The following is a 25,939-nucleotide window of genomic DNA, read 5'->3' as shown; positions in this document are numbered from 1 at the left end:
TGGTTCCTTAGAAGGTCTGGCCGGCGAGCATGGCGAAGTGTTCGACGACAGGGCCGAGCACCAATGCGGGCAAAAATTGCAGGCCGCCGAGAACGAGGATGATGCCGATCAACAGGCCCACGAAGAGCGGACCGTCGGTCGGAAACGTGCCGGCGGACGCCGGTGTCTTCACCTTTGCGGCGAGCGAGCCGGCGATAGCCATCACAGGCACGACATAGGCGAAGCGACCCAGCAGCATGGCGATGCCGAGCGTGGTGTTGTACCAAACCGTGTTGCCGGTGAGCCCGCCAAAGGCCGAGCCGTTATTGCCGGCCGCCGAAGTGTAGGCGTAGAGGATTTCCGACAATCCGTGCGGACCCGCCGTGCCGATGCTCGCCAACGCAAAGGGCAGCATGGCGGACACCGCGGTAAAGCCGAGGATGACCAGCGGCAGGATCAGCACGGCGAGCATGGCGAATTTCATCTCGCGTCCCTCGATCTTCTTGCCGAGGAATTCAGGCGTGCGGCCCACCATCAGGCCGGCGACGAAGACCGACAGCAACGCGAAGACGAGCATGCCGTAGAGACCGGAGCCGACGCCGCCCGGCAGCACTTCCCCGAGCTGAATCAGGAACATCGGAACAAGACCGCCGAGCCCGGTGAAGGAGCCAAGCATGCCATTGACGCCGCCGTCCGACAGCCCCGTGGTCACAGCCGCATAAAGCGCGGTCATGGCCTGGCCGAAGCGGACTTCCTTGCCTTCCATATTGCCGAGCGCGGGATCGACGCCGAGCGACGTCAGGATCGGATTGCCCTGGGCTTCTGCCCAATATGTCACGGCGACGCCTGCTGCCAGCAGGACCGCCATGGCCGAAATCAAGGCCCAGCCCTGCCGCCGATTTCCGACCATCTGGCCGAATGTGTAGACCATCGCCGCTGAGATCGACAGCATGGCGAAGATGTTGAGATAGTTCGACCAGGCGGTCGGATTCTCGAATGGATGGGCGGCGTTGACGTTGAAAAAGCCGCCGCCATTGGTGCCCAACTGCTTGATGGCTTCCTGCGAGGCGACCGGTCCGAGAGAGATCACTTGCTTGGCGCCTTCGAGCGTGGTGACGGTCGCCGAGGCGTCAAGCGTCTGGGGCAGGCCCATGGCGACAAAGGCAATGGCGACCACGATCGAGATCGGCAGCAGCACGTAAAGTGTCGCTCTCGTCATGTCGACCCAGAAATTGCCGAGCGTGGCCACACGCGAGCGCATGAAGGCGCGGGTGAAAGCGACGGCGAGCGCCATGCCGGTGGCGGCCGACAGGAAATTATGCACGGTAAGGCCGGCCATCTGCGAGAAATGGCTCATGGTCGTCTCGCCGGCATAGTTCTGCCAGTTGGTGTTGGTGACGAAGGACACCGCCGTGTTGAAGGCGAGATCGGCCGGCACAGCTGCAAAACCCTGTGGATTGAGCGGCAGATAGGCCTGCAGCCTGAGGATCGCATAAAGCGTGACGAAGCCGATGAGCGAAAACGTCAACATGGCGAGCGTGTAGCCGAGCCAGGTCTGTTCCCGTTCGGGATTGACGCCGCTCAGGCGATAGAGGCCGCCTTCGAGACCGCCAAGGGCGGGCGACAAAAAAGTCCTCTCGCCGGCAAACACCCGGGCCATATAAAGCCCGAGCGGTTTGATGGCGAGGAGGACGGCGAGGAAGAGGAGGCTGATCTGCAGCCATCCGATGAGGGTCATGATGCGCTCCCGATCAGAAACGCTCGGGACGCAGAAGCGTCACGACGAGATAGACGCCAAGGGCGACAGCGACGAGAAGGCCGAAGAGAGGTTCTAGCATATTCGCCTCCCTCACAGCCGATCGAGCGCGCGAGCATAAAGCGCAAGCACAAAAAGCGCCCCGCAACCGAGCGCGATAAAGATGAGGTCGGACATATCCGGTTCTCCTGTTGATAGGACGACAGGATTAACGGCGTTTCGGGTCAGGCTTCGATTGGGAAGAACCGAGGCGCAGGTAAAGAAAAGATAAGGAGAGGCCCGAAGGCGCGAGCCCGGCAAAGGAAACGGGACAATCCTATCGACCGCCGCTCACCGCTCGACACGGCTTGCGCCCCGAACATCCTGTCGACAGCCTGCTTTTTTGAAAACCTGCGCGGGCGCGACGACCGACGTCAAGAAGACAATGACCATCAATCCCCGGTCGGCTTCACGCTCGATGTCATCGGTCCAGAACACCGCCATCATGCGCAAAGCAACAGCGGCCACCAAAATCCCGCACCCAGATCCCAAAATCCCGCACCTTAAAAAAGGTGCGAAGAAATCAATCGGTTGAAAGTGGTTTTTAGAAGGATGGTGGGCGTGACAGGGATCGAACCTGTGACCCCTTCGGTGTGAACGAAGTGCTCTCCCGCTGAGCTACACGCCCATCCTGTTGAAAAACCAGCCGGAGCTCGCTTCTCGTTTGCGGTGCGCAGCCTCTAACAGCTTTGCCAGGGGAATGCAAGCGCCGGCATTGTTATCATGCGGTTTTCTGGAACGAGATCTCCGAGCCCGCGAGTTTCAGCCGGTCGGCCGCGTCCTTGAGGTCCTGGGTGAAGGTGGAGGCGGCGCTCGCGGCGGACAAAATCACCTCGGCCACATCGGCGTCGACGCCTTTTGCGCGCGATTCGGCGGCCACTGGCTTGCCGAGCAGGAAGCCCTGCAATTCATGGCAGCCGATCTGGGTCAGGAAACGGGCGGCTTCGATGGTTTCGACGCCTTCGGCGACCAAGGTCATGCCCAGGCCGCGCCCGAGGGCTGCGATGGTGCGGATGATGACCCCCGAGCTTTCGGCTTCATCGAGATTGGCGACGAAACTGCGGTCGATCTTGATCGTATCGAAGGGAAACCGGCTGAGATAGGACAACGACGAATAGCCGGTGCCGAAATCATCGAGGGCGATTTCAAAGCCCTTGCGTTTGAGATCCTGCAGGATAGCCAGCGCGCGGGCGTCGTCGTCGATCAGCACGCTTTCGGTGATTTCCAGTTCCAGCCGGTCTGTCGAGACGCCCGCCCGGTCGACGATCGCGACAAGCGAATCGACGAATCCCGGCTGGCGGAACTGCAACGGCGAGACATTGATGCTCAGCTTTCCCTCGGGCAGTTGCTCGGCAAGCAACCGGCAGGCTTCGGAAACGACCCATAGGCCGATCGGCACGATCAGGCCGGAGGCTTCGGCTACCGGAATGAAGTCCGTTGGGCTGATCATCTGGCCGTCAGCGTCGCGCCAGCGCAGGAGCGCTTCATAGCCGGATATCGAGGCGCTGAGCGTATCCACGCGCGGTTGAAGATAGAGTTCGAACTCCCGGCGCTCCAGCGCCTGGGCGAGCTTGGCTTCCAGTTCCCGTCGCTTTTCGGTCAATTCGTTCATACCGGGCCGGAAGATGGTCCATCTGTTCCGACCAGCATTCTTGGATTCGTAAAGCGCAATGTCCGCCAGCGCGATCAGGTCATCCGGCTTTTCCGCATGGTCGGGGCAGCGCGCCATGCCGATGCTGACGCTGACAGGGCAGGCGACGCCGCCGCCAATGTCGACAGGCGTGCGGAAGGCGCGCACCAGCCGCAGGCCAAGATCGGTCAACTGATTTTCGAAGGCGGCATTGAGGATGATGACGGCAAATTCATCGCCGCCGAGTCGGGCGACCATCGTATGGGCGCCGGAGACCTCGCTCAGACGGCGCGACACCTCGCAGATCACCTTGTCGCCCGCCTGATGCCCGTAGACATCGTTGATGTCCTTGAAGTGGTCGATATCCACCAGCGCGAGCGCGTGCGACGCGCCCTGCTCCGAAGACGCGGTGCGTCGCGCCAGTTCCTCATTGAACAGCACGCGATTGGGCAGTCCGGTCAGCGGGTCGTGCTGCGCCATGTAGCGAATGCGTTGTTCAGCGGCCTTGCGCTCCCGGAGATCGATGATGCAGACCACGCGAGCCGGTTTGGCGCGGTAGAAAATGCTGCGGCTGCGCACCTCGATCGGAATATGTTCGCCGTCCGCGCTGACCATCATGGTTTCAAACGTCTGCTCACCCTGGGCGCCCAGGCGCGGCTTCAAGCGTTCGGCCTCTTCGGATGTGACGAAATCCAGCAGGCCTCGGCCGATCACCTCATGACGGGGACCGCCGAAAAGCTTGCTGAACTGGTCATTGGCGTCGACGATCGTGCCGCCGATATGAACGAGAATGGCTTCGAGCGCGGCGTTGGCCAGCGCCGCCACGCGATCGGCCTCCTGAAGGTCGCGCTTGGCGTGCTCCACTTCGAGCCGCTCTTTTTCGCGCGCCTCCAGCGTATCCATCAGCCTGTTGAACAGGCCCGTCAGCGTCTCGGCCTCGCCGCCATTGTCGTCGGGAAGTCTGTGCTTGAGATTGCCGGAGCCATTGAGCAGGTCCGTCAACGCCGTCTCGACATGGCCGACGCCCAGACGGGTGTCATGTTCGGCGACATTGAGGCCGATATCTTCCGCCTCTGGGCTCACGCGGATTGGCGAGACTTTGTCGAGCAGCCAGAAAAAGGCGTAGCCCATCGAAAACGCCCAGACAAAATTGATGGCTGAGCCGAGCAGCTGAATTTCGAACTGCGCCCAACGACCGCCATTCGGCAGATTGTCTACAGGCGCGAGAAAAGCCAGCAGCAGCGTGCCGACCAATCCGGCCACCGCATGGACGCCCACGGCCCCCACCGCGTCGTCGATGCGCAGATAGCGCTCAATCGCATGGACGCTATAGATAGCCGCCGCCGCGCCGACGGCGCCGATGGCGAGCGCGCCCGATGGGGTGAGGATATGACATCCGGCGGTGACCGCGACGAGGCCGCCCAACATGCCGGTGAACGATTTTTCGGGCAGGATCACGCCGTTGCGCAGCCCCATGACATAGCCGACGGACGCGCCCATGCCACCCGCCAAAACGGTGTTGAGGATGATCATCGGCACGTCAGCGCTCATTCGCAGCGTCGAGCCGCCATTGAAACCCAGCCAGCCAAAGAACAGCAGAAACGCGCCGGTGGTCGACAGAACGGGGCTATGGCCGGAAATGCGGGTGATTTCGCCGTTTTCCAGAAACCGGTTACGGCGCGCGCCGATCACCAGGCAGGCGGCCAGCGACACCCAGCCGCCGGTCGCATGGACCACGGTCGAGCCGGCGAAATCGACAAAGCCGAGATTGGAAAGAAAAGCTCCGGAGTTTGGCGCGAGCGCACTGCCCCAGGCCCAATGCACGAAGACCGGATAGATCACCGCCGACATGAAGATGGACCCGGCGACATAGGCGCTGAGCTTCATCCGCTCCGCCACAGCGCCCGAGACAATTGTGGCCGCTGTGCCGCAGAACATCACTTGGAAAACAAAGAAACCTGCTTCCCAAGAATCCAGGTCTCCGAGCATCAAAAAGTCGTTGCTAAACCCGATCAACCCGGCTGCCGATGGCGCGAAAGCGATCATGAAGCCGACGGATGCGAAAGCGACGATGCCGAAGACGAAATCGAGCAGATTCTTCTGCGCGACATTGATCGAGTTCTTTGAGCGGACCATGCCGGCTTCAAGAAGCAGGAATCCGACCTGCATCATCATGACCAGCGAAGAGGCCGTCATCAACCATGTCAGGTCGATCTGCGCCTTGTAGGACATGACGTCCTCGCCCGCCGCAAGAGCCGGCCCGCTCCACATGACGGCGGCGAACAGAGGAAAAACTGCAAACAGGCGACGCGAAAAAAGAACTCTGTACATGTGCCATCCCGGTATGGTCCGGCGAAAACTAGCCCTACGACATTAAATTATCGTTTCATTTTGGTTCATCCCCGCATTATCCCGCTGATACTTCTGCGAAATTTAGAACAGTCAAAGATAAGAAGGGCCGGCGCGAGCCAGCCCACGATCTTATGCGTCCTCAAAACCCTGCAGCACGCCCACGGCGTTGACGCCAATATCGGCCACTGCATAGCCGCCTTCCTGGACGAAGAGCGTCGGCAGGCCGAGCCTGGCGATACGCGCGCCGATCTTGGGGAAGTCCTCGGTCGTCAGCTTGAACTTGCTGATCGGGTCCTTCTCGAATGTATCGACCCCGAGCGAGACGACCACGACGTCGGGCGCATAGTCGGCGAGCTTGCGGCAACCGTCTTCCAGCGCCTCGTTCCAGACGTCGAACGTCGTGCCCCAACGCATGGGATAGTTGAGGTTGAATCCCTCGCCCTCGCCTTCGCCAATCTCGTCCTTGTGGCCGAGGAAATAGGGATATTCCTGCATCGGATCGGCGTGGAAGTTGATGACCTGCACATCCTTGCGACGGTAGAAGATCTCTTGCGTGCCATTGCCGTGGTGATAGTCGACATCAAGGATCGACACCCGCGACGCGCCCTGATCGAGGAACCACTGCGCGGCGACGGCGGCGTTGTTGATGAAGCAATAGCCGCCCATGAAACCCGCGCCGGCGTGATGGCCCGGCGGACGGCAGAGTGCATACGCCGCCTTCTCGCCGCCCTTGACCAACGCGGCCGCCGTCAGCGCCACGTCATGCGACGACTTGATCGCATCCCACGAGCCTTCGACCATGCCGATACCGGCGTCGAAGGAGTAATAGCCGAGCGCGCCGTCGATGAAATCAGGCACGACATCGCCGCGAAGACCGCGCGTCGGCCAGGTGAAGGGCAGCGCCGTGCCGTCGCGCCCGGCCTCTTTCCACCGCGGATAGACGGTCGGCAGGAAGTCGAGAAAGTCCTTACGATGGACACGGGCGGCGGTGTCGAGCGTGTAATCGTCCGGACCGAGGATCGGGCCGAGCCCGACGTCCAGGATGCGTTCATGGATGAACTGTGCCCGCGAGGGCATCTCGAAGGCGGGCACGATAGCGCCGGCGACGAGTTCCAGATTGTTGGCGTGACCCAGATGACGGGGCGAGAAAATCGTTTTCATGGCGCGGAATTCCGTTGAATCAAATACCCGCCGCGACCTTTGCCGCGGCGGGCGATGATGAGTCGGACCTTACTTCTGCAGTTCGGTCCAGATCTTGGTGTAGAGATCCTGCGTGGCGGGATCGCAGAGTTTCATAAACTCGGCCTTGGCCTTTACTTCGGCCGGCGGGTTGAGTTCGGGGGCGCCCTTCATGTCGGCGGGCATGAACTTGTCGGAGCCAGCGATGCCGTTGGAATAGCGCGCAAAGGCCGAGATCATCGCCGCATTTTCCGGATCCATGATGAAGTTCTGGAACAGCTTGGCGTTTTCAACATTCTTGGCTTCCTTCAGCACGACGACGTTGTCGGACCAGAAGGTGATGCCTTCCTTCGGATAGAAATAATGGATGTTCGGCTTGGCGAGCCGCTGGCGCAGCGCCGAACCGTTCCAGTCCGAAGTGGCGGCGAAATCGCCCGCCGTCATCTTTTCGATGGTGTTGTATTCCATCGCCACCCAGTTCGGCTTGGCCTTGACCAGCGTGTCGCGGGCCTTTTTCAAGATCGCCTTGTCGGTTTCGCAGAGCTTACCGCCATTGTATGCGATAGCCGCATACAAGACGTCGGACATTTCCGGCACGATGTTGATCTTGCCCTTCAGCTCTTCCGGCGGATCGAACAGAATTCCCCAGCTGTCAGCCGCACCCTTGTAGACGTCGGTGTTGACCACCACGCCAACCGAACCCCACTGCCACGGAACCGAATATTTGCGCTCGGGGTCGAAGTCCGGATTGGCCCATTCGGGAGAAATGTTCTTGGCGTTCTCCATCTTGCCGGGATCGGTTTCCTGGATCAGGCCTTCCTTGATCCAGATCGGCAGGTGGCTCTGGCTGGGCACGGCGATGTCGAAGCCGGTGCCGCCCTGGCGCACCTTGGCAAGCGCGGTGTCGTTGGAGTCGTAGTCAGTGATGGTGACTTTGACGTTATACGTCGTCTCGAATTTCTTGATCAGTTCGGGGCTGGTGTAGTTGCCCCAGTTGTAGATGTGCAATTCTCCGTCGGCATGGGCAAAGCTCGCCGACGCCATCAGCATGGCGAAGCCCGCCAGCATTTTCCGTCCCAGTGTCATCTTGGTTCCCTTCCTTTATGAACTGCGTTTTCTGTTGATGAAGAAGAAGATGGTCACCGCCACCAAGGACAGCAGCAGGAACATCGTGGAAATGGCGTTGACCTCAGGCGTCGTGCCGCGGCGGATCTGGCCGAGCATATAGGTCGGCAGCGTATCCTGCCCGCCGGATTTGACGAATTCGGTGATCACGACGTCGTCAAGCGAGATCACGAAGGCCAGCATGAAGCCCGCGATGATGCCCGGCCAGAGCAGCGGCAGTGTGATGTAGCGGAAGGCCTTGACCGGCGTCGCATAGAGATCCGCCGCCGCCCGCTCGAGCGTGGTGTCCATGCTTTCAAGTCGGGCGCGCACCGGCAGATAGGCGAAGGGCACGCAGAAGGCCGTATGCGCGGCGATCAGATAGCCCATGCCGGAATAGCCGGTCCACATCTTGAGCCGCGAGAAGAAAATCAACAGCGCCACGGCCGTGACGATTTCAGGCACCATCAGCGGCAGGTTGAGGAAGGCGTATTTCGCTGTCATGCCGCGATAGGGCGCGGTGCGGGTCATGGCCACGGCGGCAAGCGTCGCCACGGCGGTTGCGACAAGACCCGCGACGGTCGCGATCTGGAAGGAGCGCCCCGCCGCCTCGATCACCTGGATATTGCCAAGCGCGGACCGATACCAATCCAGCGAAAAACCACCCCATTCGGAGATGCTTTCACCGGCGTTGAAGGAAAACACGACCAGCACCGCGATCGGCACATAGAGCGCGAAGAAGGAGAACAAGGCGATCGTGGTGAAGCCACGCTGGCGGCGAACGTCAAACAGCCGGTTAGCCATGGCTCTTCTCCATCGAGCCTGAATTTCTGACATAGGCGATCAGCGCAACCATCACCAGCGCCATCATCACGATGGACAGCGCCGCGCCAAGAGGCCAGTTACGCCCTTGGCCGAATTGCAGTTCGATCAGGTTGCCGAGCATCAGGTTCTTGCCGCCGCCAAGGATGGAGGGCGTCACATAGGCCCCAAGCGAGGGGATGAAGACCAGAATGGAGCCCGCAATCATTCCCGGTTTGACCAGCGGAATAATGATCCGCCGGAGCACGTTGAACGGCGTGGCATAGAGATCGTATCCCGCTTCCACCAGCCGGAAATCGATCTTCTCCATACTGGCGTAGAGCGGCAGCACCATCAGCGGCAGATAGACATAGACCATGCCGGCAAGAATCGCGCCGTCGGTAAACAGCATCTGGATCGGCGAGCCGATGATTCCGAACTTCATCAGCAGAGTGTTGATGAGGCCCTGATTGCGGATCACCTCCAGCATCGCAAAGGTGCGGATGAGCAGATTGGTCCAGAACGGGATGGTGATCGCAAACACCCAGAGATCACGGCTGCTCGCCGGGCGCGTGGCGATGAAATAGGCGGTCGGGAAGCCCAGAAACAGCGTCAGCAGCGTTGTCAGCACCGACAATTGCACCGAGCGCAGGAAGATCGACACATGGGCATCAGCGATGGTCAGCGTATCGTCGAAAATGTCCCGTTGCAGAACTACGCCGACCCAGGATTCGGTCGAGAATGTCCACTCCACGTCGCCATATTCGCCCGGCGTCAGGAAAGAATAGACCAGAACGATGAGCAGCGGGCCGGTGGCGGCAAACAGGATGATCAACAACGCCGGCAGCGACAAAAGCCAGCGGTTGCGAACATCCCGTTTTTGCTGCGCCTCGATGAGAGCCTCGTGACGCGCCATGGTCTCAGCCCCTCAACACGCGGATCGCCGCGTCCGGGAAGGTGACGGCAAGCGTCTGGCCTTCTTCGACGGCGCTGTCCTCGCCGGGCCGGTTCTGCTGACGAACGGTGAATGTCGAGCCGTCGACAAGGCGAAGATTGTAATAGGTGTCGGTGCCGAAATAGACGATTGAGGCGACCTCCCCCGAAAGCGTCCCACCCTCCCGGCTCAGACGACTGTGTTCGGGCCGGATCATCACCGTCACCTCATCACCGACGGACGCACCCTCGGGCAGAGGCCCGGTGAGCGCCACGCCGCAAGCAAGATCCACTTTCGCGCCGGCGCCCTCGGTCGCGTCGATTTTGCCCTTGAGGAAATTCGTCTCGCCAATGAAATCGGCCACGAAGCGATCCGCGGGCCGATCATAAATATCACGCGGCGCGCCGACCTGCAGGATGTGGCCCGCCGACATGACCGCGATGCGGTCCGACATCGTCAGCGCTTCCTCCTGGTCATGCGTCACGAAAATGAAGGTGATGCCGGTTTCGGCCTGGAGCCGCTTGAGCTCCACCTGCATTTCCTTGCGAAGTTTGTAATCCAGCGCCGACAGCGGTTCGTCGAGCAGCAGGACCTTTGGCGCCGGCGCAAGCGCCCGGGCGAGCGCCACGCGCTGCTGCTGGCCGCCGGACAACTGACTGGTGGCGCGGCCGGCGAGATGCTCCATGCGCACGAGCTTGAGCATCTGGGCGACCCGCGCCTGGATCTCCGCCTTCGGCTTGCCGAGCATCTTCAATCCGAAGCCGATATTGTCGGCCACCGACATATGCGGAAAAAGCGCGTAGTTCTGGAAAACCGTATTGATCGGCCGCTGGAAGGGCGGCATCTCGGCGATGTTTTCGCCATACAGAATGAGATCGCCTTCCTGCGGAAACTCAAAACCGGCGATCATTCGGAGCAGCGTGGTCTTGCCGCAGCCAGACGGCCCCAAAAGCGTAAAAAATTCATTTTGCCGGATCGAGAGATTGGCCTCCCGCACGGCCGCCACGCGGTAGTCGCCATGGCCGTAATATTTTGTAACGCCGCGAATATCGATCGCGATTGTGTCACTCATTCTGACTCACATCCCAGGTTTCGGTGCGCATCGTGATGACGCTCTCCGCCCACGCAAATAGCCTCCAAGATGAGGCGCCAGCATGAAGATGTTCCCCGGATCGCTTTGTTTTTTCTCAATTTTTGAAATGCTGTTTTCAGCGATCGCCCAGTTAACTGACCACAGCGAAACGAAATTGACAACTCTGTTTTCGGCGCCCCAGACCTAAAATTTTTTAGTCTGAGACGCGAAAGCGTTTGCGAGGGCCTCAGGCCGAATAGGTGACGCGACCGCCGCAGATGACGAGCGCCGGCGAGACGCCATGAATATCCTCTGGATCGCGGGCTTCGAGGTCGGCGCCGAACAAAGTGAGATCTGCAAAATAACCTATTTTGATCATGCCCTTGCGATCTTCGCCGAATTCGGCATAAGCGCCTTCCGCCGTATAGGCCGCGAGCGCCTCTTTAAGCGTGAAACGCTGTTCGGGATCGCTGTCCTGCCACTTGTCCCGCGTCATCGCCGCCTGCACGGAATAGAGGGGATCGATCGGCGACACCGGCCAATCCGAGGCGAAGGGGATATGCGCGCCGGCGTCCTTGATCGTCCGCCAGGCATAGGAATAGGGCCACCGATCGCGTCCGATCATCGAAATCGTCGGCTCGAGCGACAGCGACATCACCCCGGGCGCATGCGCGGGCTGCATCGAGGCGATGACGCCCAATTCCTGGAAACGCGAGATATCGTCTGGATGGATGACTTCGATATGCTCGATCCGGTGGCGGCTGTCGCGCGGGCCATTGACCTCGCGCGCCTCCTGATAGGCGTCGAGCACGGCACGCACCGCGCCATCGCCGATGGCGTGGACGGCGATCTGCAGGCCCCGGCGGTCGGCCTCGATCACCACGTCGCGGAACTGGTCGGGCTCAAACAGGCTCTCGCCATAGGCGTCGGGCTTGTTGGCGTAGGGCTCCAGCATCACTGCCGTCCAGCTGTCGATGACGCCGTCATGGAACAGTTTGACGGTTCCGGACGACAGGAAATCGGAGTTGTAGGCTTCCGCCATCGCCGACGCCTTTTCCAGCATCGGCAGATCCATGAAACTCTTATAGTGGAAGGGAATGCGCACCCGCAGCGGCAGAAAGCCGTCGCGCTTCTCGATCTCGGCGAGCAGTTCCAACTGATAAAGATTGCCGTCCATGCATTGCAGCGAGGTGAAGCCGTGCCGGGCGCAATAATCGAGCCCCCGCCGCATCACGGCGATGTCCTTCTCGTATTCGTCGCCTTCAGGATAGGGATCGGGCTCGCCGCCGGTGGCGAGCCCCAGCCGGTAGCGCTCGAAGCCCGAAGCGCGCAACAGGGGACCAAAGGCCTCCATCTCGCGCAGCTCACCGGTCGCAAGCCCGTCCTCGCCCATCACCACTTCATTGCCCGGACGAACCTTGAGCCCATGCAGCAAGCCGCCGAATTCCAGCGCCTTGGTGTTGGCCCAGAGCGTGTGATGATCATGGGCGAAGACCGCAAAGGGGCGCTCCGGGAAGATCCGGTCGAGGTGATGACGCGTCATGCGCTCGTCGCCCAGGACAGTGTAATTGGCGCCCTGCCCGTAAAGCACCGCTTCATCGGGCATAGCGGCGCCGTAAGCGAGCGCCTTTTCCTTGAGCGCCTCGAAACCTTCGACGCCGGCGAGCTGCAGATGGTCGAGCTCTGCGGCGCCGGAGAAGAGGTGCAGATGGTTTTCCGAAAGCCCGGGCGTCAGCGTCTTGCCGCCTGCGTCGATGATCCGGGCGCTCTTGTCCGCAATCGCCCGCATGTCGGCATTTGAGCCCACGCCAACGACCTTGCCGTCGGCGACATAGACCGCTTCGGCGCGCGGATTGGCCGGGTCCATGGTCAGGATGGACGCGTTTTCGATCAGGATGGGGGTGATGCCGGACATGAGCGACTCCGAAGGCTGGCTGATTCTGGTTAGGCTTAGCAGATCCCCATAAAAACCACAGGCGCGCGCCAGAGGGCGCACGCCTAAAAAAGATCGGGGCTCAGACCTCTCAAATCCGCGGCAGATAAGTGCGGTAGTCGAAGTCGGAGACGGTGCGAAGAAAGGTGAGCGCTTCCTTGCGCTTGGTGTCGGCATAGAGCTTCTGGTAATCGCGTCCGAGAATGTCGCCAATGAAGGCGGAGGACGCGAAAGCCTCGACCGCTGTCAGGAAGTCATGCGTCAAACGCTCGGGATTTTCAGGACCGCCTTCCGGCGAAGTCGCCGGACCGGGATCGAGCGTCTCGTCCAGACCAAGCAGCATGCCGCCGAGAATGGCGGTCAGCAGAAAATAGGGATTGGCGTCGGCGCCGGCAACCCGATGCTCGACGCGCGCGCCCGGCCCATCCTTTTCCGGAATGCGCACGGCGGTGCCGCGATGGCTGAAGCCCCAGTCGATATCGACAGGCGCGAACGAACTCGGCTGGAATCGGCGATAGGAATTGGCGAAGGGCGCAAACAGCAACTGGCTTTCACGCATGGTCTTCAGCATGCCGGCGGTGACGGATTTGAGCAGGGTAGGCTCGCCGCCCTTGGCGTCCAGCACATTGCGGCCGTCCTTGTCGATCAGGCTCGCATGCACATGCAGGCCGGAGCCGGCTTGGTCGGAATAGGGCTTGGCCATGCAGGTGGATTTGAGCCCCATCTTGCGCGCCGCCTGCTCGACCACCCGCTTGAGATAGATGCAGTCATCGGCCGCCGCCATGGCGTCGGCCTTGTGGTTGAGGTTGATCTCATACTGGCCAGCGCCGAATTCCGCCGTGGTGGCGTCGGCCGGCAGGCCCATCTCGGCGCAATAAGCGCGCACGAGATCGAGATAGGGCTGCATGCTGTCGACCGCGTCCATCTCGTAGAGCTGGAAGCCGTTGGGCACGCCCTTGCAGGTAAGGATCGACGGCGGCATGGGCACGCCGGTTTCGCGGCTCGATCCCTCCATCACGTAGAATTCGAGCTCGGTGGCCACCACAGGCGTCAGGCCCTTGTCCTTGAAGCGCTCGAGGATCGCAGCCAGCTTGGCGCGCGGATCGCAGAAATGCGGCGCGCCTGAGAGCGTATGCATGGTGGCGAGCGTCTGGCTCGATCCCTTCGGCGCCCAGGGCATTGGCCGATGACTGGCGCGGTCGGCGATGACGGCGCCGTCGGGATCGCCGAGTGTCAACGAGATCTGGGTCAGATCGTCATTGTCATCGCCCCAGATGTCGAGCGATTGCGTGGAGGCGGGCAGCCGCACGGCGCCTTTCCAGACCTTGTCTTCGGCCTCGATCGGGATCTGCTTGCCGCGCAGGCGGCCATTCATGTCGACCAGAAGGATTTCGATGCGCGGCGGCGTCGCGGGGTTCGAAGTGCCGGCGTCCGGTCTGGATGATGTCATGATGGAATTGGGCCTCGCTGAGCAGGTTTGTCTGGCAAAACGGGCAAAAAGCCGGAGATCTCTTGCCAAAATCGGGAAGTCAGGCCAATTTGGTAGCTGATAACACGTCGCCTTTCAATCAGGCAAAACCGCCGCATGCCCCGCCTTGCATCCCTCCGGAGCCGGGAGGGCTTTCTGCGGCAAGGGGGAATGACATGACCAGAACCGCCGCGCTCTCCAACATCGCCGCCATCGACGCCGCCCACCATATCCATCCCTTCTCGGATATGAAGAAGCTGAACGAGGCCGGCTCCCGCGTGATCGCCCGCGGCGAGGGATCGACCATCATCGACACCAACGGCAAGCGCTATCTCGACGCTTTCGCCGGCCTGTGGTGCGTCAATATCGGCTATGGCCGCACCGAGATCGCCGACGCCGTGCGGGCGCAGATGGACGAACTGCCCTATTACAACACCTTCTTTGGCACCACGACGCCGCCGACCGCGCTCTTGGCGCAGAAGGTGACGGCCCATGCCGGCCCCAACATCAACCATGTCTTCTTCACCAATTCCGGCTCGGAAGCCACCGACACCTGGTTCCGCATGGCGCGCGTCTACTGGGCGGCGCTCGGCAAGCCGGAAAAGACCCATTTCATCTCCCGCCGCAACGGCTATCACGGCTCCACCGTCGCCGGCGCCAGCCTCGGCGGCATGAAATACATGCATGAGCAGGGCTCGCTGCCGATTGAGAAGATCCACCATATCGGCCAGCCCTACTGGTATGCGGAGGGCGCCGATCTCACGCCGGAAGAGTTCGGCGTGACGGTCGCCCGCGAACTCGAAGCCAAGCTCGACGAATTGGGCGCGGAAAATGTCGCGGCCTTCGTCGCCGAACCGATCCAGGGCGCTGGCGGCGTCATCGTGCCGCCCTCGACCTACTGGCCCGAAATCGCCCGCATCTGCAAGGAGCGCGACATCCTGCTGGTGGCCGATGAAGTCATCTGCGGCTTCGGCCGCACCGGCAGCTGGTTCGGCCATCAGCATTTCGGCTTCGAGCCGGATATGGCGCCGGTCGCCAAGGGCCTGTCCTCGGGCTACCTGCCCGTCGGCGGCGTCCTTGTCAGCGACCGCGTCGCAAGTGTGATCATGCAGACCGATTTCAACCACGGCTACACCTATTCCGGCCATCCGGTTTGCGCCGTCGCCGCGCTTGAAAATCTCCGCATTATTGAAGAGGAAAAGCTGGTCGAGCGCGTGCGCGACGACATCGGCCCCTATTTCGCCAAGGCCTGGCATGCTTTCACTGATCACGATCTCGTCGGCGAAACCCAGGCTGTTGGCTTGATGGCCGGCCTGCAGATGGCCAAGGACAAAAAGACCCGCGAGCGCTTCGAAAAACCCGACGCAATCGGCACCTGGGTGCGCAATCACTGCGTCGAAAACGGCCTGATCCTGCGCGCCACCGGGGACCGCATGCTGGCCTCGCCGCCGCTGATCATCACCGAAGAGGAAGTGGACTTCATGGCCAAGACGCTGAAGGCTGCGCTGGATGCGGCCTGGAAAGAGTGGAAGTAAGAGCAAAGTTGCGGCTGGCCCCTCATCCGGCTGCCGCCACCTTCTCCCCGCAATAGCGGGGCGAAGGGCCATAGAGCGCGCACCTTGCCACAGCCTCCTTCTCCCCGCATGCGCGGGGAGAAGGTCCCGGCAGGGGGATGAGGGGCCTCGCACGCCCGCCAGCCTGAGCCAGTCCCGCCTGTCACATCCCTGACGCCTACATCCGCTACCCACACGCAAGCCTGACACGGGAGACGCACATGAAGTTCATCCACGTCACCGATCTTCATATTCTCCCTGAGGGAGGCGCGCTCTGGGGTCTCGATCCCTTCGAACGGTTCGAGGCTTGTCTCGTCGATATCGAGGCGCATCACGCCGACGCCGCCTTCGTGTCCATCACTGGCGACCTTACCGACAAGGGCGATGAAGCGTCCTACCAAAGGCTCAAGGAGCGGCTCGCGCGTTTCCCCCTGCCCTGCCATCTCATTCTCGGCAATCATGACAACAGGGCGAATTTCCGCGCCGTGTTCTCCGACCGCCCCGTGGATGAAAACGGCTTCGTCCAGTTCGCCATCGAGGCGGACGGGCGGACGCTGCTGTTCCTCGACACGCTCAAGGGACCGCCATCGTCGGCCGGCCTCTATTGCCCGGCGCGGCGCGAATGGCTGGCCGAACAACTGGATGCGGCCGACGGCAAGCCGGTCTATCTCTTCATGCATCACCCGCCTTTCGGCATAGCCCATCCGCTGATGGACAAGATCATGCTCGATGATCCCGAGGATTTCGCAGGCATACTCTCCGGCTATGATGTCCGGCATATCTTCTTTGGTCACGGCCACCGCGCCGTCTCCGGCGTCTGGCGCGGTATCGGCTACTCCGCCCTGCCCTCGACCAATCACCAACTGCCACTGGTGGGCGGATCAGTGCCGACGGTCTATAGCGACGAGCCGCCAGCCTATGCGGTCGTTCATCTCACAGAAGAGCAGACCATCATCCACAATGACGCTTTTATGCATCGCGCGCCGTCGCTGATGCCGATCGAAGCGGAGCGCGGCGATTGGTATTAGAAAGTTGCGCGGATCGCCATTGATCCGGCGTTCAATTTTCTTGCGCGACCGTTTTTGAGGCCCCGTCCGGTATCTTTTTTCGGTTGGGGCTGGAAAGGCCAAACCCCGGCACGCCGATCGTCAGCAAATTTTTGCCAATTTGCTCGTCATCTACCTCGAACGCACCGCATTCCGGCCCGCTTTCACTCATCGAAAGAACGGGGCCAGGCCGCATTTCCACTCCCGGCCAACCCGAACCATAAGCTCGGAAAAGAGCCGCTTTGGCCCGGTCCTTATGCCCATCCGAAAATTCCGGGGAGGTGGTTTGGGCGCGTGTGATTCGCGTCAACGGCATTTCCATCCACATTGCGGCTGTGTCAGCCAGCCCACAAAGGAGAGTAAAAAGGTTTAGATTACTCGATGCGCGATCACAAAAAATCATGCCTCGCGCCGGAACTAAAGATGCAACAGATTTGTTTCTTGCGGTCGAAACACATCACGTCTGGTCACCTTTGAGCCTGACCTAGATGATTTACACTCGTTGCCGGATTTAGTCCTCATCACGAAACGCAACCGGGAAGTGCAACCCCACCTCTCAAGCAGATTTAAAATCCGCAACAGGCGTATTTATAAATCCATAATATTTTCACTGAATCAATTTTTCGGATATCAATACGCGTATAACGGTTATGCTCGACAACAACTTTTTCCAAGTTTATGATATTTTGTTCTCCATTTCGTATACCAAAATACTCGTTAGTATAATTTAATTATATACATGACTTAAAATTAGTATTTGACTATTTTTTTATTGGTTGAAATCTTCTCGCCTACGGATATCTGAGCATACGAGGAATGACTTATGGGAACTCCAAACTTTCTATGCATAGGAGCACAGAAAGCAGGCACCACATGGCTGCACCATATGCTGAAGCAACACCCGGATGTGTGGCTGCCGCCCATTAAAGAAATACACTTTTTCGATAGATCTTTAGAAAAGAAAATTGGGCTCTCGAACAATCTACAAAGATACAAAGCGATTGCCGCGGCCTATAAAAAACGTTTAAAAACAATTGATAGTGATACATACAACTACCAGTTGGGATATTTAATATCCCTTACGCAATATGATTTCCTAACCGAGGATTGGTATCGGAGGATATTCAATCACAAGACTGCACGAGAGAAAATTTCAGGAGAAATTACACCTGCTTATCTGGATATGGATAAGGCGAAGGTCGAGAATGCAGCAAGAATGCTGAAAGACGCAAAGTTCATTTTGATTATTCGCGATCCGCTTGCGCGCGCGGTTTCGCAAATAAGAATGACTGTTGAACGGCGCAAATTAACTTCAGTCAGCGAGAAAAACTGGCTGCACTTGCTAAAACAGATCAACAGGGATCCGCGAGGCCTTTATCACCTCAGCATTCCCAACTGGATCGATGCGGTGGGGCAGGACCGAATGCTTTGCCTGCCATTCGCTCAAATCAAGAGCGAGCCCAAAGGTCTGCTTGAGAAGATCGAGGATTTTATCGGCGCCTCCCGGTTCGTTGACTATGCTGCGGCGGAAGAGAAAGTGAATGTAAGCCAGAGCATCGACATCCCGGATTGGGTCGTCGCGAAACTGGCCAAACAAACCGATCCCGCCAAGCAGTTTCTCATCAAAAAGTTCGGGCGGGAATTTTACGAGCGGACGCGTTGATAGCGACCATTCCGACATTTGCGTCGAACCCAATCACAGGCGATGGCGATGGCGATGGCGCCGACGCCATCGGTCAGGCCTCCGCGACGACGTCTGGATGTCGCGAAGTCGGAAAAATTCGTTCCGGATTGAGGATGCAGTGCGGATCCAGCGCCGTCTTGATCGCCCGCATCAGGGCGATTTCCTCGGGGCTGCGGCTATGGCCGAGATAGGCGCGCTTCAGCCTTCCAATACCATGCTCGGCTGAAACCGCGCCCTTGTGGCGGCGAACATGATCATAAACGATCGCGTCCACTGCATCATGCTCGATGTCGCCAGCCTTGCCCACCGAAATGCAGAGATGGATATTGCTGTCGCCCATATGACCGAAGACCGAGACATGCGCGTCTGGATAGGCGGCAAGGATCTCGTCGGTCACAGCGCGGGCATAGGTGTCGAGATCGCCGATAGGCAGGCTGACGTCGTAATTCATGAGGTCAGGCAGATGATCGAGCGCATAGCCCTCGCGCACTTTCCAGAAATCCAGCCGCTGCTTCTCCGACTGTGCGATCACCGCATCCGAAATCAGTTCCTGTTCGAAAGCGGCTTCGAGAAAGCCTTCAATGGACGCCGCGCCGGATTGCTCGATCAGCACGACAAAAGGCGGGTCCTGTTCGAAAAAGCGCAGCCCTTCAGCCTTCGAGCTGAAGTCGAAGAAAGTCCGCCACATCACCTCATAGGCCGACAAGCCTGCTATGCCTTTGCGCGCCGCGTGCAACAGCGCCACAGCCGCCTCATAACTTTCAACCACGCAAAGGCAGGTCTCGCGGCCGTCGCCCAGCGGCTTGAGCTTCAGAACCGCCCGCGTAATGACGCCGAGCGTGCCTTCCGAGCCGATGAACAATTGCTTGAGGTCATAGCCGGTATTGTTCTTCTGCATCTTGTTGAGCGAGGAGATCACCGTTCCATCGGCAAGCACGGCTTCGAGACCGAGCACATTGTCGCGCGTCACGCCATGCGAAATGACGCGGATGCCGCCGGCATTGTTGGCCAGATTGCCGCCGATCTGGCAGGAGCCCCGCGCGCCGAGATCGATCGGCAGCAGAAAGCCGGCCTCTTCCGCCGCCTTCTGCGCCGTCTCCAGCACCGTCCCCGCCCATACCGTCATCGCGCCGGCGTCGCGGTCGACCTCCTCGACGCCGGCCAGACGATCGAGCGACAACGCCACATCTCCGGCATCAGGATTGGCGCCGCCGGCAAGACCAGTCATGCCGCCTTGAATGGTGACTGGCCGCCGCGCCGCGTTGCAGAGACGCAGCGCCTCCGACACGTCGGACACCCTGCGCGGCCGGAGATAGATCGTTGGCATCGCATGGCCGGTGCGGCTTTCATCCGATTTGGCTTTGGCCGGAATCCGTTCGCCGATGAACACCACGTCCTCCCCCAGCGCATCGAGAAGAGCCTGCAGCAATGGGTCGGTCGGCTGGATCATGTCAGTCTCAGGAATGATGGAGGAAAGAGGAAAGATCAGAAAGCTTTGCGGCCCCCACCTGCTGCATCGTGCCGAACAGTTCCTGCTTGAGCACGTCGATGAGATGCGCCGGGCCCTCGTCGCTGACAGCCGCGGCGAACAGGAAGGGCCTGCCGAGAAAGACATAGTCCGCACCCAAAGCGATCATACGGGCAATATCGAGGCCCGAGCGGACGCCGCCATCGACCATCACCAGCGCTTCGGCTCCGAGCCGCGCCCGGATCTTTGGCAACATGGCGGCAGACGATGGCGCGGCGTCAAGCTGCCGTCCGCCATGATTGGAGACGATAACGCCGTCGGTGCCGGCGGCCATATAGTTGGCAGCCTCCTCCGGATCGAGCACGCCCTTGACGACGAGCTTTCCCGGCCATTGGTCGCGAATGCGCTTGAGCCGGGCGGCAGTGATGTGGCCCGAGAGGATCTCGCCGAGAAACGTCCCGAGCTGGGTGATGCTCAGCCCCGGCGGCGCATAGGGTTCCAGATTACGGAAATGCGGCATGCCGTATTGCGCCAGCCGCATGAGCCAGCGCGGTCGGGTGAGAACGTGAGAAATGGTCCGCGCCGTGATCTCAGGCGGCACCGAGAGCCCGTTGCGAATGTCGCGATCGCGCCGGGTCGGCGCAGGAATATCGACGGTGACGACCAGCACCTGATAGCCCGCTTCGCGCGCCTTGCGGATGAGATCGCTTTCCATCTCGGGATCGTTGGGCGGATAGAGCTGGAACCAGCCATTCGCGCCCGAATGCCGCTTCATGTCTTCGAGCGATTGCGTCGCATGCGTCGACAACACATGCACGATGTTATGCGCGCGCGCGGCGTCGGCGATCGGTTTTTCGCAGCCCGGCCAGATCAAGCCGTTCAGCCCCATCGGCGCCACGCCGAACGGCGCATCCAGTTGCGCGCCGAACAGCGATGTCGAGAACAGGGGAACATCGGCATCGCCATTCAGATAGCGCGGCATGAGCTGCACCGCCTGGAGATCGTCGGCATTGCGCCTAAGATTCTCCTCAGGGCCGATCCCGCCGGTCATGTATTCCCAGGCGAAGCCCGGAATGCGCGTCCGGGCTTCTTCCTTCATATGCGCCACCGAGGGGTAGCGCCGGCTCAAATCGGCCATAAATGCCTTCCTGCGTGTCAGGCGGCTTCGCGCTTCAGGGCTTGCGCCATGCAGTGGATTCCGCCGCCGGTCTTGGAGATCTCGCTGGTGTCGACGGCGGCCACTTCGAAGCCGCGCGCCTTCAACTGCTCGATCAGCGTCTTGCTCGTGGTGGGGGCGATGATGCGGTCATTGCCGAGCGCCATGAAATTGCAGCCGAGCGCCATCGTGTCCTGGAACGGCACGTTGACGATCTCATGCCCCTTGTCCTTGAGCCAGGTTACGATCGCCGGATCTGTGCAGTCAAGGCAGACGGCGGTCAGCTTCTCGGCGATCGGCACCACCATCAGGTCGATATGCACGTAATATTCGTCGATGAAGGCAAGCCGTGTTTCCCAGCCTTCCTTGTCGAACCATTCCTTCACCTGGCGCGCGCCCTCTTCCTGGGTGCGGGCGCCGCCGCAGCCGATCAGCACGACGCCATCTTCGATGACGTTGAAATCGCCGCCTTCGAACGTGCCGGCAGTGACCATGTCGTAGATCGGAATGCCGAGCTTTTCATAGGTGCGGATGGCGGCGTAATTCTCGCCGCGCCGCCACCACTGCGCCATGGCGGTGATAATCGCGCCATAAGGGGTCATGACGGAGGAATCGCGGCTATAGACCTGCATCGGCAGTTCCGACGTCGGCTCATGCCAGTGAATGCGCACGCCGAAATGCTCGTAAGCGGAGACGAGTTCCTTGTGCTGCGCCTGGGCCGTCTGGATGTTGCAGGGATTTTCGCGCAGATGCTTGCGCGACAGCGAACTGGTGGCCATGTGGCGCAGAAAGGCCGGCGAGCCGAGCAACACATCGGTCAGCGGATCGGTTTCGTTTTGAAACCCCCAAGTGGTGAGCTTGGGCGTGTTTCCAGCCAAGTTGCGGCGCTGAAGCGAAAACGGCTCGTTGAAGGGGCTGGTCATGATTGGGTCTCCTGGGTTTCGGGGGCAAGGTTCAAAGAGAGGGTATCCACCAGTCGCGTCCGCGCGGCGTCTCGACATATTCGGGCCAGCGGAACTGAATGGGCGGGTCGTAATCGCAAAGCGGCGCAAGCCATGTGTCGCCGCCGACGCCGCCGCCGGTGCGGGTGTCGAACTCGGCTTTGGCGGCGGCGCGCGTGGCGGGATCTTCGAGGATGCGCAAGCCCGCATGCGCCAGCACTTTGGCCGCCGTCGTCACCATCGGATCGATGGTCTCGGGGATGCCGCCAAGCGCATTCATCGCCCAGGCCGGGTAGCGAAAGCCATTTGGCCCCTTGAGCGTGGGCCGGGCGATATAGAAACGGGCGAGCGGCGCGTGCCAGCTCATATCGGTGTAATCATCCGACGTCGAATGCGTCTGTGACGGCGCGAGATCGCGGCGCAGGATCGCTTCGGCCTCCTGGGGATCGATCAGCTGTTCGCACTCGTCGAGGAACGGATTTTGCATCGGCTCGACGCCGCAATTCTTCTGTACGGCGCGAGCGATTTCGCGCGCTTGCTCATCCCAGCGCGGCGCACCCACGGCCTGGATCGTCTCCCACACCGTTCCGGCCAAAGCGAGATTGGGCAGGCCGGGCCGCGATTTGCACACCCAGTGACGCTCGACCCGGCAGCCGGACATCGTTGCCGCCGCCTCGGCATTGCGGTCGAGCACGGCGATCACCTGCTCGGCCATGTCGATCGTGGGCATGCGCAGCATATATTGAATTTCGGCGAGCCCGGCCGGCAGATTGTCTGCGGTCGCCTGCCCGGCGGTCAGAATGGCTTCGGACACCGACCACCCGCCCATATGCGGCAGCATGGATTCGCGCAGGCCCTTGGAGGACATATACATCAGCATTAGCGCGTCATTGGCGCCCGGCGCGCGCACAGCGGAATGCGCCTGCGGGATCGGCGCGCCGTCCGAACGTCCCCAACCCTCGGGCTCGTCGCAGATGAAGCGATAGATCATCGAATAGGCGGCGCCGCAATGCGTCTCCAGCCGCACCGTGTTGCACATCGGCAGCATATAGAAAGGGTGGAAGGACAGCATGGCGTCCAGCCCGTCATAATAGCCCTTGGCGGCATGGATGGGCTTGGAGCCGCGCACCTTTTCCGCCGGTTCGCCGGTGAAGCGCAGCGTGCCCTTGATGTCATGCTGCTCCATCGCCGATTTGATCGCGAGCAGCGCCGCAAGCCCGGCCGTGCCGAGACCGGAATGCGGATCGGTATGCCCGCCGGCGTGAACGCTGAGACCCTCGCGCGGGCGTTTTTCCACCGCCGCCGCCTGGCAATTGCCGGGCACGGCGTCATATTCGGCGTAGAGACCGAGCGACGGGCCGGACCCGTTGCTCCACTCGGCGGCAAAGGCAGTGGGCATGCCCGCCGAGCCTTCTTCGACGGAAAAGCCATTGGCCCGTAGCGTCCGCACATACCATTCCGCTGAACGATATTCGCGCCAGGCCGTTTCGCCGAAATCGAAGATCGTCGAGGTCCAGGCGGAACGCGCCGACGACGTCGCATCGATTTGGGCTAGGGCATGGGCTTGCGCCCCCGTGTCGGCCATGGCCGCTTCTCCTTGGGGAAATCTGTCGACGGGCACTACAGCGCAAGTCGCTTATTCGAAAAAGTGAATTGTTTTCCGGGTTCATGCAAATTCGGTTCACCATTGCCCAAGATTTGGCTAGCCTTGCGCCATCATGGGAGACCGATCATGACCCGCATTCCCTCCACCCAGGCGCTGCGCGCGCTGGAAAGTTTCGCCCGCCACGGCTCCGTCTGGAAGGCAGCCGACGAGCTCAACCTGACCCGGTCGGCCGTCAGCCATCAATTGCGCCTGCTCGAACGCGATCTCGGATTTCAACTTCTCAATCGCATCGGCACCAAGGTGGAGTTGACCGAGCAGGGCCTCGGTTACGCGCTGGATGTCCGCAAGGCGCTGACCACCATCGCCGGCTCGGCGGCGCGTCACGCCAATCGCGGCGTCACCGGCTCGGTGAAAGTCTCCTGCCCGCCCGGCTTTGCTTCCAGTTGGCTCTGCGCCCAGGTCGGCGGCTTCAAGGATATCCATCCGGACGTGCGGCTGTCGATCACCACGCCTGGCCGTCTCGATGACGTCTCCAATCCCGATGTCGATGTGTTCATCGCTTTCGGCCATGGCCATTGGCCGGATATGCAGGTGGAACTGCTGGCGGAGGTGGAGTTCACACCGCTTTGCAGCCCGGTGCTGCTCAACAAGGGCGCGGCGCTGTCCGGCCCTGCCGATGTCAGCAAATTGACCCTGCTTCACCTCGTCGACCACGAGGATTGGGAGCTGTGGCTGGCCCAGGCGGGACTGGATCGCTCACTTGCCCAGGGCGGCATCCTGTTTTCCGACATGAATCTCGTTTACGCCGCCGCCATGGCCGGCCAGGGCGTGGCGATGGGCGACGAATTCATCTGCCGCAGCGCCATGGATCTCGGCCATCTCGTCCGTCCCTTCGATCTCAATATCCAGTCGAGCCGCGCCTATTACCTCGTCGTATCCGAGGCGAAGGCCGACAATCAGACGGTGGCCGCCTTCTCTTCCTGGCTAAAATCGGAGGTGATGAAAAATGATGCAGCGCAGCGAAGATTGTGATGTGAAAATGACGCTATAGGTGAATGAAATTTGTCGGTAGGGCGAAAAGATTTCGTTTGTGCAAGGGCCGCATCGCCCATAGGCTTCCAAAAAAAGGGAACGGCGATGCAGACTGCGACACGGGCGGCCGAACTTTCCGCCCAAGGAATCGGCAAGACTTATGGGGATTTCAAGGCGCTCCACGATGTGTCCCTGACCATCGGGCGCGGCGAGTTCCTGACGCTTCTGGGGCCATCGGGTTCAGGCAAGACAACCTTCCTGATGATCCTGGCCGGCTTTATCCAGGCGAATTCCGGAACGCTCACGCGAGACGGGATAGACATCACCCGACTGCCGGCAGAAAAACGCGGCTTCGGCATGGTGTTCCAGGGCTACGCCCTGTTTCCTCACATGTCGGTCGAGAAAAACATCGCCTTCCCGCTTCAGGTGCAGGGGCGCAGCGCTTCCGAGATCAAGGCGCGCGTCGATCAAATGATCGACACGGTCGGCCTGCGCGGACATGAAAAGAAGCGTCCTGCCGATCTTTCCGGGGGCCAGCAACAACGCGTTGCGCTCGCCCGCGCTCTGGCCTTCGAGCCGTCTGTGCTGTTGCTCGACGAACCCTTCTCGGCGCTCGACAAGAATTTGCGCGGCTCGATGCAGGAGGAAATGCGCCGGCTGCATCGCGAAACCGGCACCACCTTCGTCTTTGTGACCCATGACCAGTCGGAAGCCTTGGCGCTGTCGACGCGCGTGGCGATCTTCAACCATGGGCAATTGCAGCAGGTGGCCGCGCCGCGCGAGATCTATGACCGGCCCGCCAACCGCTTCGTCGCCGAATTCCTCGGCGACATCAATATTCTCCCCGTCACCGACGCCATTTTCAGCGGCGATGGCTATGTGGCGCGTTGCAGCGGCGAAATCGTCCGACTGGCGCCGGACGCCGGCGCGCTCAGCAACACGATCGCCGTGCGGCCTGAATATATCGCGCTCACCCAAGCCCGGGGGGGGCACGGCAACGCTTTGCCGGTCACCCTGACCTCATCGACTTATCTCGGCGGCGTGACCCGCTTCTCCGCTGTCACCGCGGACGGCGCGGCGCTGGTCGCGGAACTGCCGACGCATTTGACGCCCGCAGACTTTGTCCCCGGGGCCCGGGTTTTCGCGGGCTGGCCGGAAGAACGCGGCTATTTTCTTTGAGTTTCCGGCCGGGTCGCCATACCCGGG

At 60.8% G+C, this 25,939-nt stretch carries 20 protein-coding genes and 1 tRNA gene; 5 read left to right on the top strand and 16 right to left on the bottom strand.

The genetic code is table 11. The annotated features are described in order from the left end of the window. Nucleotides 1-7 precede the first annotated feature (7 nt). From kdpA to M2360_RS21425, 11 genes are all read right to left on the bottom strand, one after another. Complete coding sequence (gene kdpA / locus M2360_RS21475) at nucleotides 8-1,717, bottom strand: potassium-transporting ATPase subunit KdpA (protein WP_280777430.1); 1,710 nt, start codon at nucleotides 1,715-1,717, stop codon at nucleotides 8-10. Nucleotides 1,718-2,065: 348 nt separating this feature from the next. Continuing rightward, entirely contained in the window at nucleotides 2,066-2,221 is a 156-nt protein-coding gene (locus M2360_RS21470) for a hypothetical protein (protein WP_280777429.1), read from the bottom strand. A gap of 106 nt (nucleotides 2,222-2,327) precedes the next feature. Beyond that, nucleotides 2,328-2,402 (bottom strand) — tRNA-Val (locus M2360_RS21465). Nucleotides 2,403-2,495: 93 nt separating this feature from the next. After that, nucleotides 2,496-5,735, bottom strand: coding sequence for an ammonium transporter (amt, locus tag M2360_RS21460; RefSeq protein WP_280777428.1), 3,240 nt, complete (start codon nucleotides 5,733-5,735; stop codon nucleotides 2,496-2,498). 150 nt (nucleotides 5,736-5,885) lie between these two features. Continuing rightward, on the bottom strand, nucleotides 5,886-6,917 hold the full coding sequence (locus tag M2360_RS21455; RefSeq protein ID WP_280777427.1) for a histone deacetylase family protein: 1,032 nt from the start codon (nucleotides 6,915-6,917) through the stop codon (nucleotides 5,886-5,888). 69 nt (nucleotides 6,918-6,986) lie between these two features. After that, a complete protein-coding gene (locus M2360_RS21450) occupies nucleotides 6,987-8,021 on the bottom strand; it encodes an extracellular solute-binding protein (protein ID WP_280777426.1) in 1,035 nt (344 codons plus the stop codon). Nucleotides 8,022-8,036: 15 nt separating this feature from the next. Continuing rightward, nucleotides 8,037-8,843, bottom strand: a complete 807-nt coding sequence (locus tag M2360_RS21445; protein ID WP_280777425.1) for an ABC transporter permease — start codon at nucleotides 8,841-8,843, stop codon at nucleotides 8,037-8,039. Next, nucleotides 8,836-9,756 carry an ABC transporter permease gene (locus M2360_RS21440; RefSeq protein WP_280777424.1) on the bottom strand — a complete coding sequence of 307 codons (921 nt, stop codon included), beginning with the start codon at nucleotides 9,754-9,756 and terminating at the stop codon, nucleotides 8,836-8,838. The genes M2360_RS21445 and M2360_RS21440 overlap by 8 nt, the downstream gene beginning before the upstream one ends. Nucleotides 9,757-9,760: 4 nt before the next feature. After that, nucleotides 9,761-10,846, bottom strand: a complete 1,086-nt coding sequence (locus M2360_RS21435) for an ABC transporter ATP-binding protein (protein WP_280777423.1) — start codon at nucleotides 10,844-10,846, stop codon at nucleotides 9,761-9,763. A gap of 247 nt (nucleotides 10,847-11,093) precedes the next feature. Continuing rightward, nucleotides 11,094-12,761 carry an amidohydrolase gene (locus M2360_RS21430; protein WP_280777422.1) on the bottom strand — a complete coding sequence of 556 codons (1,668 nt, stop codon included), beginning with the start codon at nucleotides 12,759-12,761 and terminating at the stop codon, nucleotides 11,094-11,096. Nucleotides 12,762-12,870: 109 nt separating this feature from the next. Continuing rightward, nucleotides 12,871-14,229, bottom strand: coding sequence for a glutamine synthetase family protein (locus M2360_RS21425; RefSeq protein WP_280777421.1), 1,359 nt, complete (start codon nucleotides 14,227-14,229; stop codon nucleotides 12,871-12,873). Nucleotides 14,230-14,423: 194 nt separating this feature from the next. Between M2360_RS21425 and M2360_RS21420 the strand changes: the two genes are divergently transcribed. Further along, nucleotides 14,424-15,782 carry an aspartate aminotransferase family protein gene (locus M2360_RS21420; protein WP_280777420.1) on the top strand — a complete coding sequence of 453 codons (1,359 nt, stop codon included), beginning with the start codon at nucleotides 14,424-14,426 and terminating at the stop codon, nucleotides 15,780-15,782. A gap of 239 nt (nucleotides 15,783-16,021) precedes the next feature. Beyond that, complete coding sequence (locus M2360_RS21415) at nucleotides 16,022-16,828, top strand: phosphodiesterase (protein WP_280777419.1); 807 nt, start codon at nucleotides 16,022-16,024, stop codon at nucleotides 16,826-16,828. A 31-nt stretch (nucleotides 16,829-16,859) separates the two neighbouring features. On the opposite strand, the gene M2360_RS21410 is transcribed toward M2360_RS21415, so the two are convergent. Next, entirely contained in the window at nucleotides 16,860-17,156 is a 297-nt protein-coding gene (locus M2360_RS21410) for a hypothetical protein (RefSeq protein ID WP_280777418.1), read from the bottom strand. Nucleotides 17,157-17,669: 513 nt separating this feature from the next. Here M2360_RS21410 and M2360_RS21405 point away from each other — a divergent pair. After that, the gene (locus M2360_RS21405; protein ID WP_280777417.1) at nucleotides 17,670-18,509 is read left to right on the top strand and encodes a sulfotransferase; all 840 of its coding nucleotides are present in this window, start codon (nucleotides 17,670-17,672) and stop codon (nucleotides 18,507-18,509) included. A 73-nt stretch (nucleotides 18,510-18,582) separates the two neighbouring features. Here M2360_RS21405 and M2360_RS21400 read toward each other — a convergent pair whose 3' ends face one another. The 4 genes from M2360_RS21400 to M2360_RS21385 are packed head-to-tail and all read right to left on the bottom strand — an operon-like array spanning nucleotide 18,583 to nucleotide 23,680. After that, nucleotides 18,583-19,980: an FAD-binding oxidoreductase gene (locus tag M2360_RS21400; protein WP_280777416.1), complete on the bottom strand. Its 1,398-nt coding sequence runs from the start codon at nucleotides 19,978-19,980 to the stop codon at nucleotides 18,583-18,585. 7 nt (nucleotides 19,981-19,987) lie between these two features. Further along, complete coding sequence (locus M2360_RS21395; protein WP_280777415.1) at nucleotides 19,988-21,136, bottom strand: alpha-hydroxy acid oxidase; 1,149 nt, start codon at nucleotides 21,134-21,136, stop codon at nucleotides 19,988-19,990. A 17-nt stretch (nucleotides 21,137-21,153) separates the two neighbouring features. Next, on the bottom strand, nucleotides 21,154-22,077 hold the full coding sequence (locus M2360_RS21390) for a dimethylarginine dimethylaminohydrolase family protein (RefSeq protein ID WP_280777414.1): 924 nt from the start codon (nucleotides 22,075-22,077) through the stop codon (nucleotides 21,154-21,156). 31 nt (nucleotides 22,078-22,108) lie between these two features. Then, nucleotides 22,109-23,680: an amidohydrolase gene (locus tag M2360_RS21385; RefSeq protein ID WP_280777413.1), complete on the bottom strand. Its 1,572-nt coding sequence runs from the start codon at nucleotides 23,678-23,680 to the stop codon at nucleotides 22,109-22,111. Between the two features lie 147 nt (nucleotides 23,681-23,827). Between M2360_RS21385 and M2360_RS21380 the strand changes: the two genes are divergently transcribed. Continuing rightward, on the top strand, nucleotides 23,828-24,733 hold the full coding sequence (locus M2360_RS21380) for a LysR substrate-binding domain-containing protein (RefSeq protein ID WP_280777412.1): 906 nt from the start codon (nucleotides 23,828-23,830) through the stop codon (nucleotides 24,731-24,733). A gap of 105 nt (nucleotides 24,734-24,838) precedes the next feature. Further along, nucleotides 24,839-25,912 (top strand): ABC transporter ATP-binding protein, encoded by a 1,074-nt coding sequence (locus tag M2360_RS21375; RefSeq protein WP_280777411.1) that lies wholly within the window; start codon nucleotides 24,839-24,841, stop codon nucleotides 25,910-25,912. Nucleotides 25,913-25,939 lie beyond the last annotated feature (27 nt).

The organism is Rhizobium sp. SG_E_25_P2, assembly GCF_029892285.1.
In the GTDB taxonomy this organism is placed as follows: domain Bacteria; phylum Pseudomonadota; class Alphaproteobacteria; order Rhizobiales; family Rhizobiaceae; genus Rhizobium_E.
This window is presented reverse-complemented; position numbering and strand designations above follow the sequence as displayed.

Excerpts from the sequence above, each read along its gene's own strand:
- kdpA (WP_280777430.1), bottom strand. The coding sequence starts at position 1,717 with ATGACCCTCATCGGATGGCTGCAGATCAGCCTCCTCTTCCTCGCCGTC.
- M2360_RS21470 (WP_280777429.1), bottom strand. The coding sequence starts at position 2,221 with ATGATGGCGGTGTTCTGGACCGATGACATCGAGCGTGAAGCCGACCGG.
- amt (WP_280777428.1), bottom strand. The coding sequence starts at position 5,735 with ATGTACAGAGTTCTTTTTTCGCGTCGCCTGTTTGCAGTTTTTCCTCTG.
- M2360_RS21455 (WP_280777427.1), bottom strand. The coding sequence starts at position 6,917 with ATGAAAACGATTTTCTCGCCCCGTCATCTGGGTCACGCCAACAATCTG.
- M2360_RS21450 (WP_280777426.1), bottom strand. The coding sequence starts at position 8,021 with ATGACACTGGGACGGAAAATGCTGGCGGGCTTCGCCATGCTGATGGCG.
- M2360_RS21445 (WP_280777425.1), bottom strand. The coding sequence starts at position 8,843 with ATGGCTAACCGGCTGTTTGACGTTCGCCGCCAGCGTGGCTTCACCACG.
- M2360_RS21440 (WP_280777424.1), bottom strand. The coding sequence starts at position 9,756 with ATGGCGCGTCACGAGGCTCTCATCGAGGCGCAGCAAAAACGGGATGTT.
- M2360_RS21435 (WP_280777423.1), bottom strand. The coding sequence starts at position 10,846 with ATGAGTGACACAATCGCGATCGATATTCGCGGCGTTACAAAATATTAC.
- M2360_RS21430 (WP_280777422.1), bottom strand. The coding sequence starts at position 12,761 with ATGTCCGGCATCACCCCCATCCTGATCGAAAACGCGTCCATCCTGACC.
- M2360_RS21425 (WP_280777421.1), bottom strand. The coding sequence starts at position 14,229 with ATGACATCATCCAGACCGGACGCCGGCACTTCGAACCCCGCGACGCCG.
- M2360_RS21420 (WP_280777420.1), top strand. The coding sequence starts at position 14,424 with ATGACCAGAACCGCCGCGCTCTCCAACATCGCCGCCATCGACGCCGCC.
- M2360_RS21415 (WP_280777419.1), top strand. The coding sequence starts at position 16,022 with ATGAAGTTCATCCACGTCACCGATCTTCATATTCTCCCTGAGGGAGGC.
- M2360_RS21405 (WP_280777417.1), top strand. The coding sequence starts at position 17,670 with ATGGGAACTCCAAACTTTCTATGCATAGGAGCACAGAAAGCAGGCACC.
- M2360_RS21400 (WP_280777416.1), bottom strand. The coding sequence starts at position 19,980 with ATGATCCAGCCGACCGACCCATTGCTGCAGGCTCTTCTCGATGCGCTG.
- M2360_RS21395 (WP_280777415.1), bottom strand. The coding sequence starts at position 21,136 with ATGGCCGATTTGAGCCGGCGCTACCCCTCGGTGGCGCATATGAAGGAA.
- M2360_RS21390 (WP_280777414.1), bottom strand. The coding sequence starts at position 22,077 with ATGACCAGCCCCTTCAACGAGCCGTTTTCGCTTCAGCGCCGCAACTTG.
- M2360_RS21385 (WP_280777413.1), bottom strand. The coding sequence starts at position 23,680 with ATGGCCGACACGGGGGCGCAAGCCCATGCCCTAGCCCAAATCGATGCG.
- M2360_RS21380 (WP_280777412.1), top strand. The coding sequence starts at position 23,828 with ATGACCCGCATTCCCTCCACCCAGGCGCTGCGCGCGCTGGAAAGTTTC.
- M2360_RS21375 (WP_280777411.1), top strand. The coding sequence starts at position 24,839 with ATGCAGACTGCGACACGGGCGGCCGAACTTTCCGCCCAAGGAATCGGC.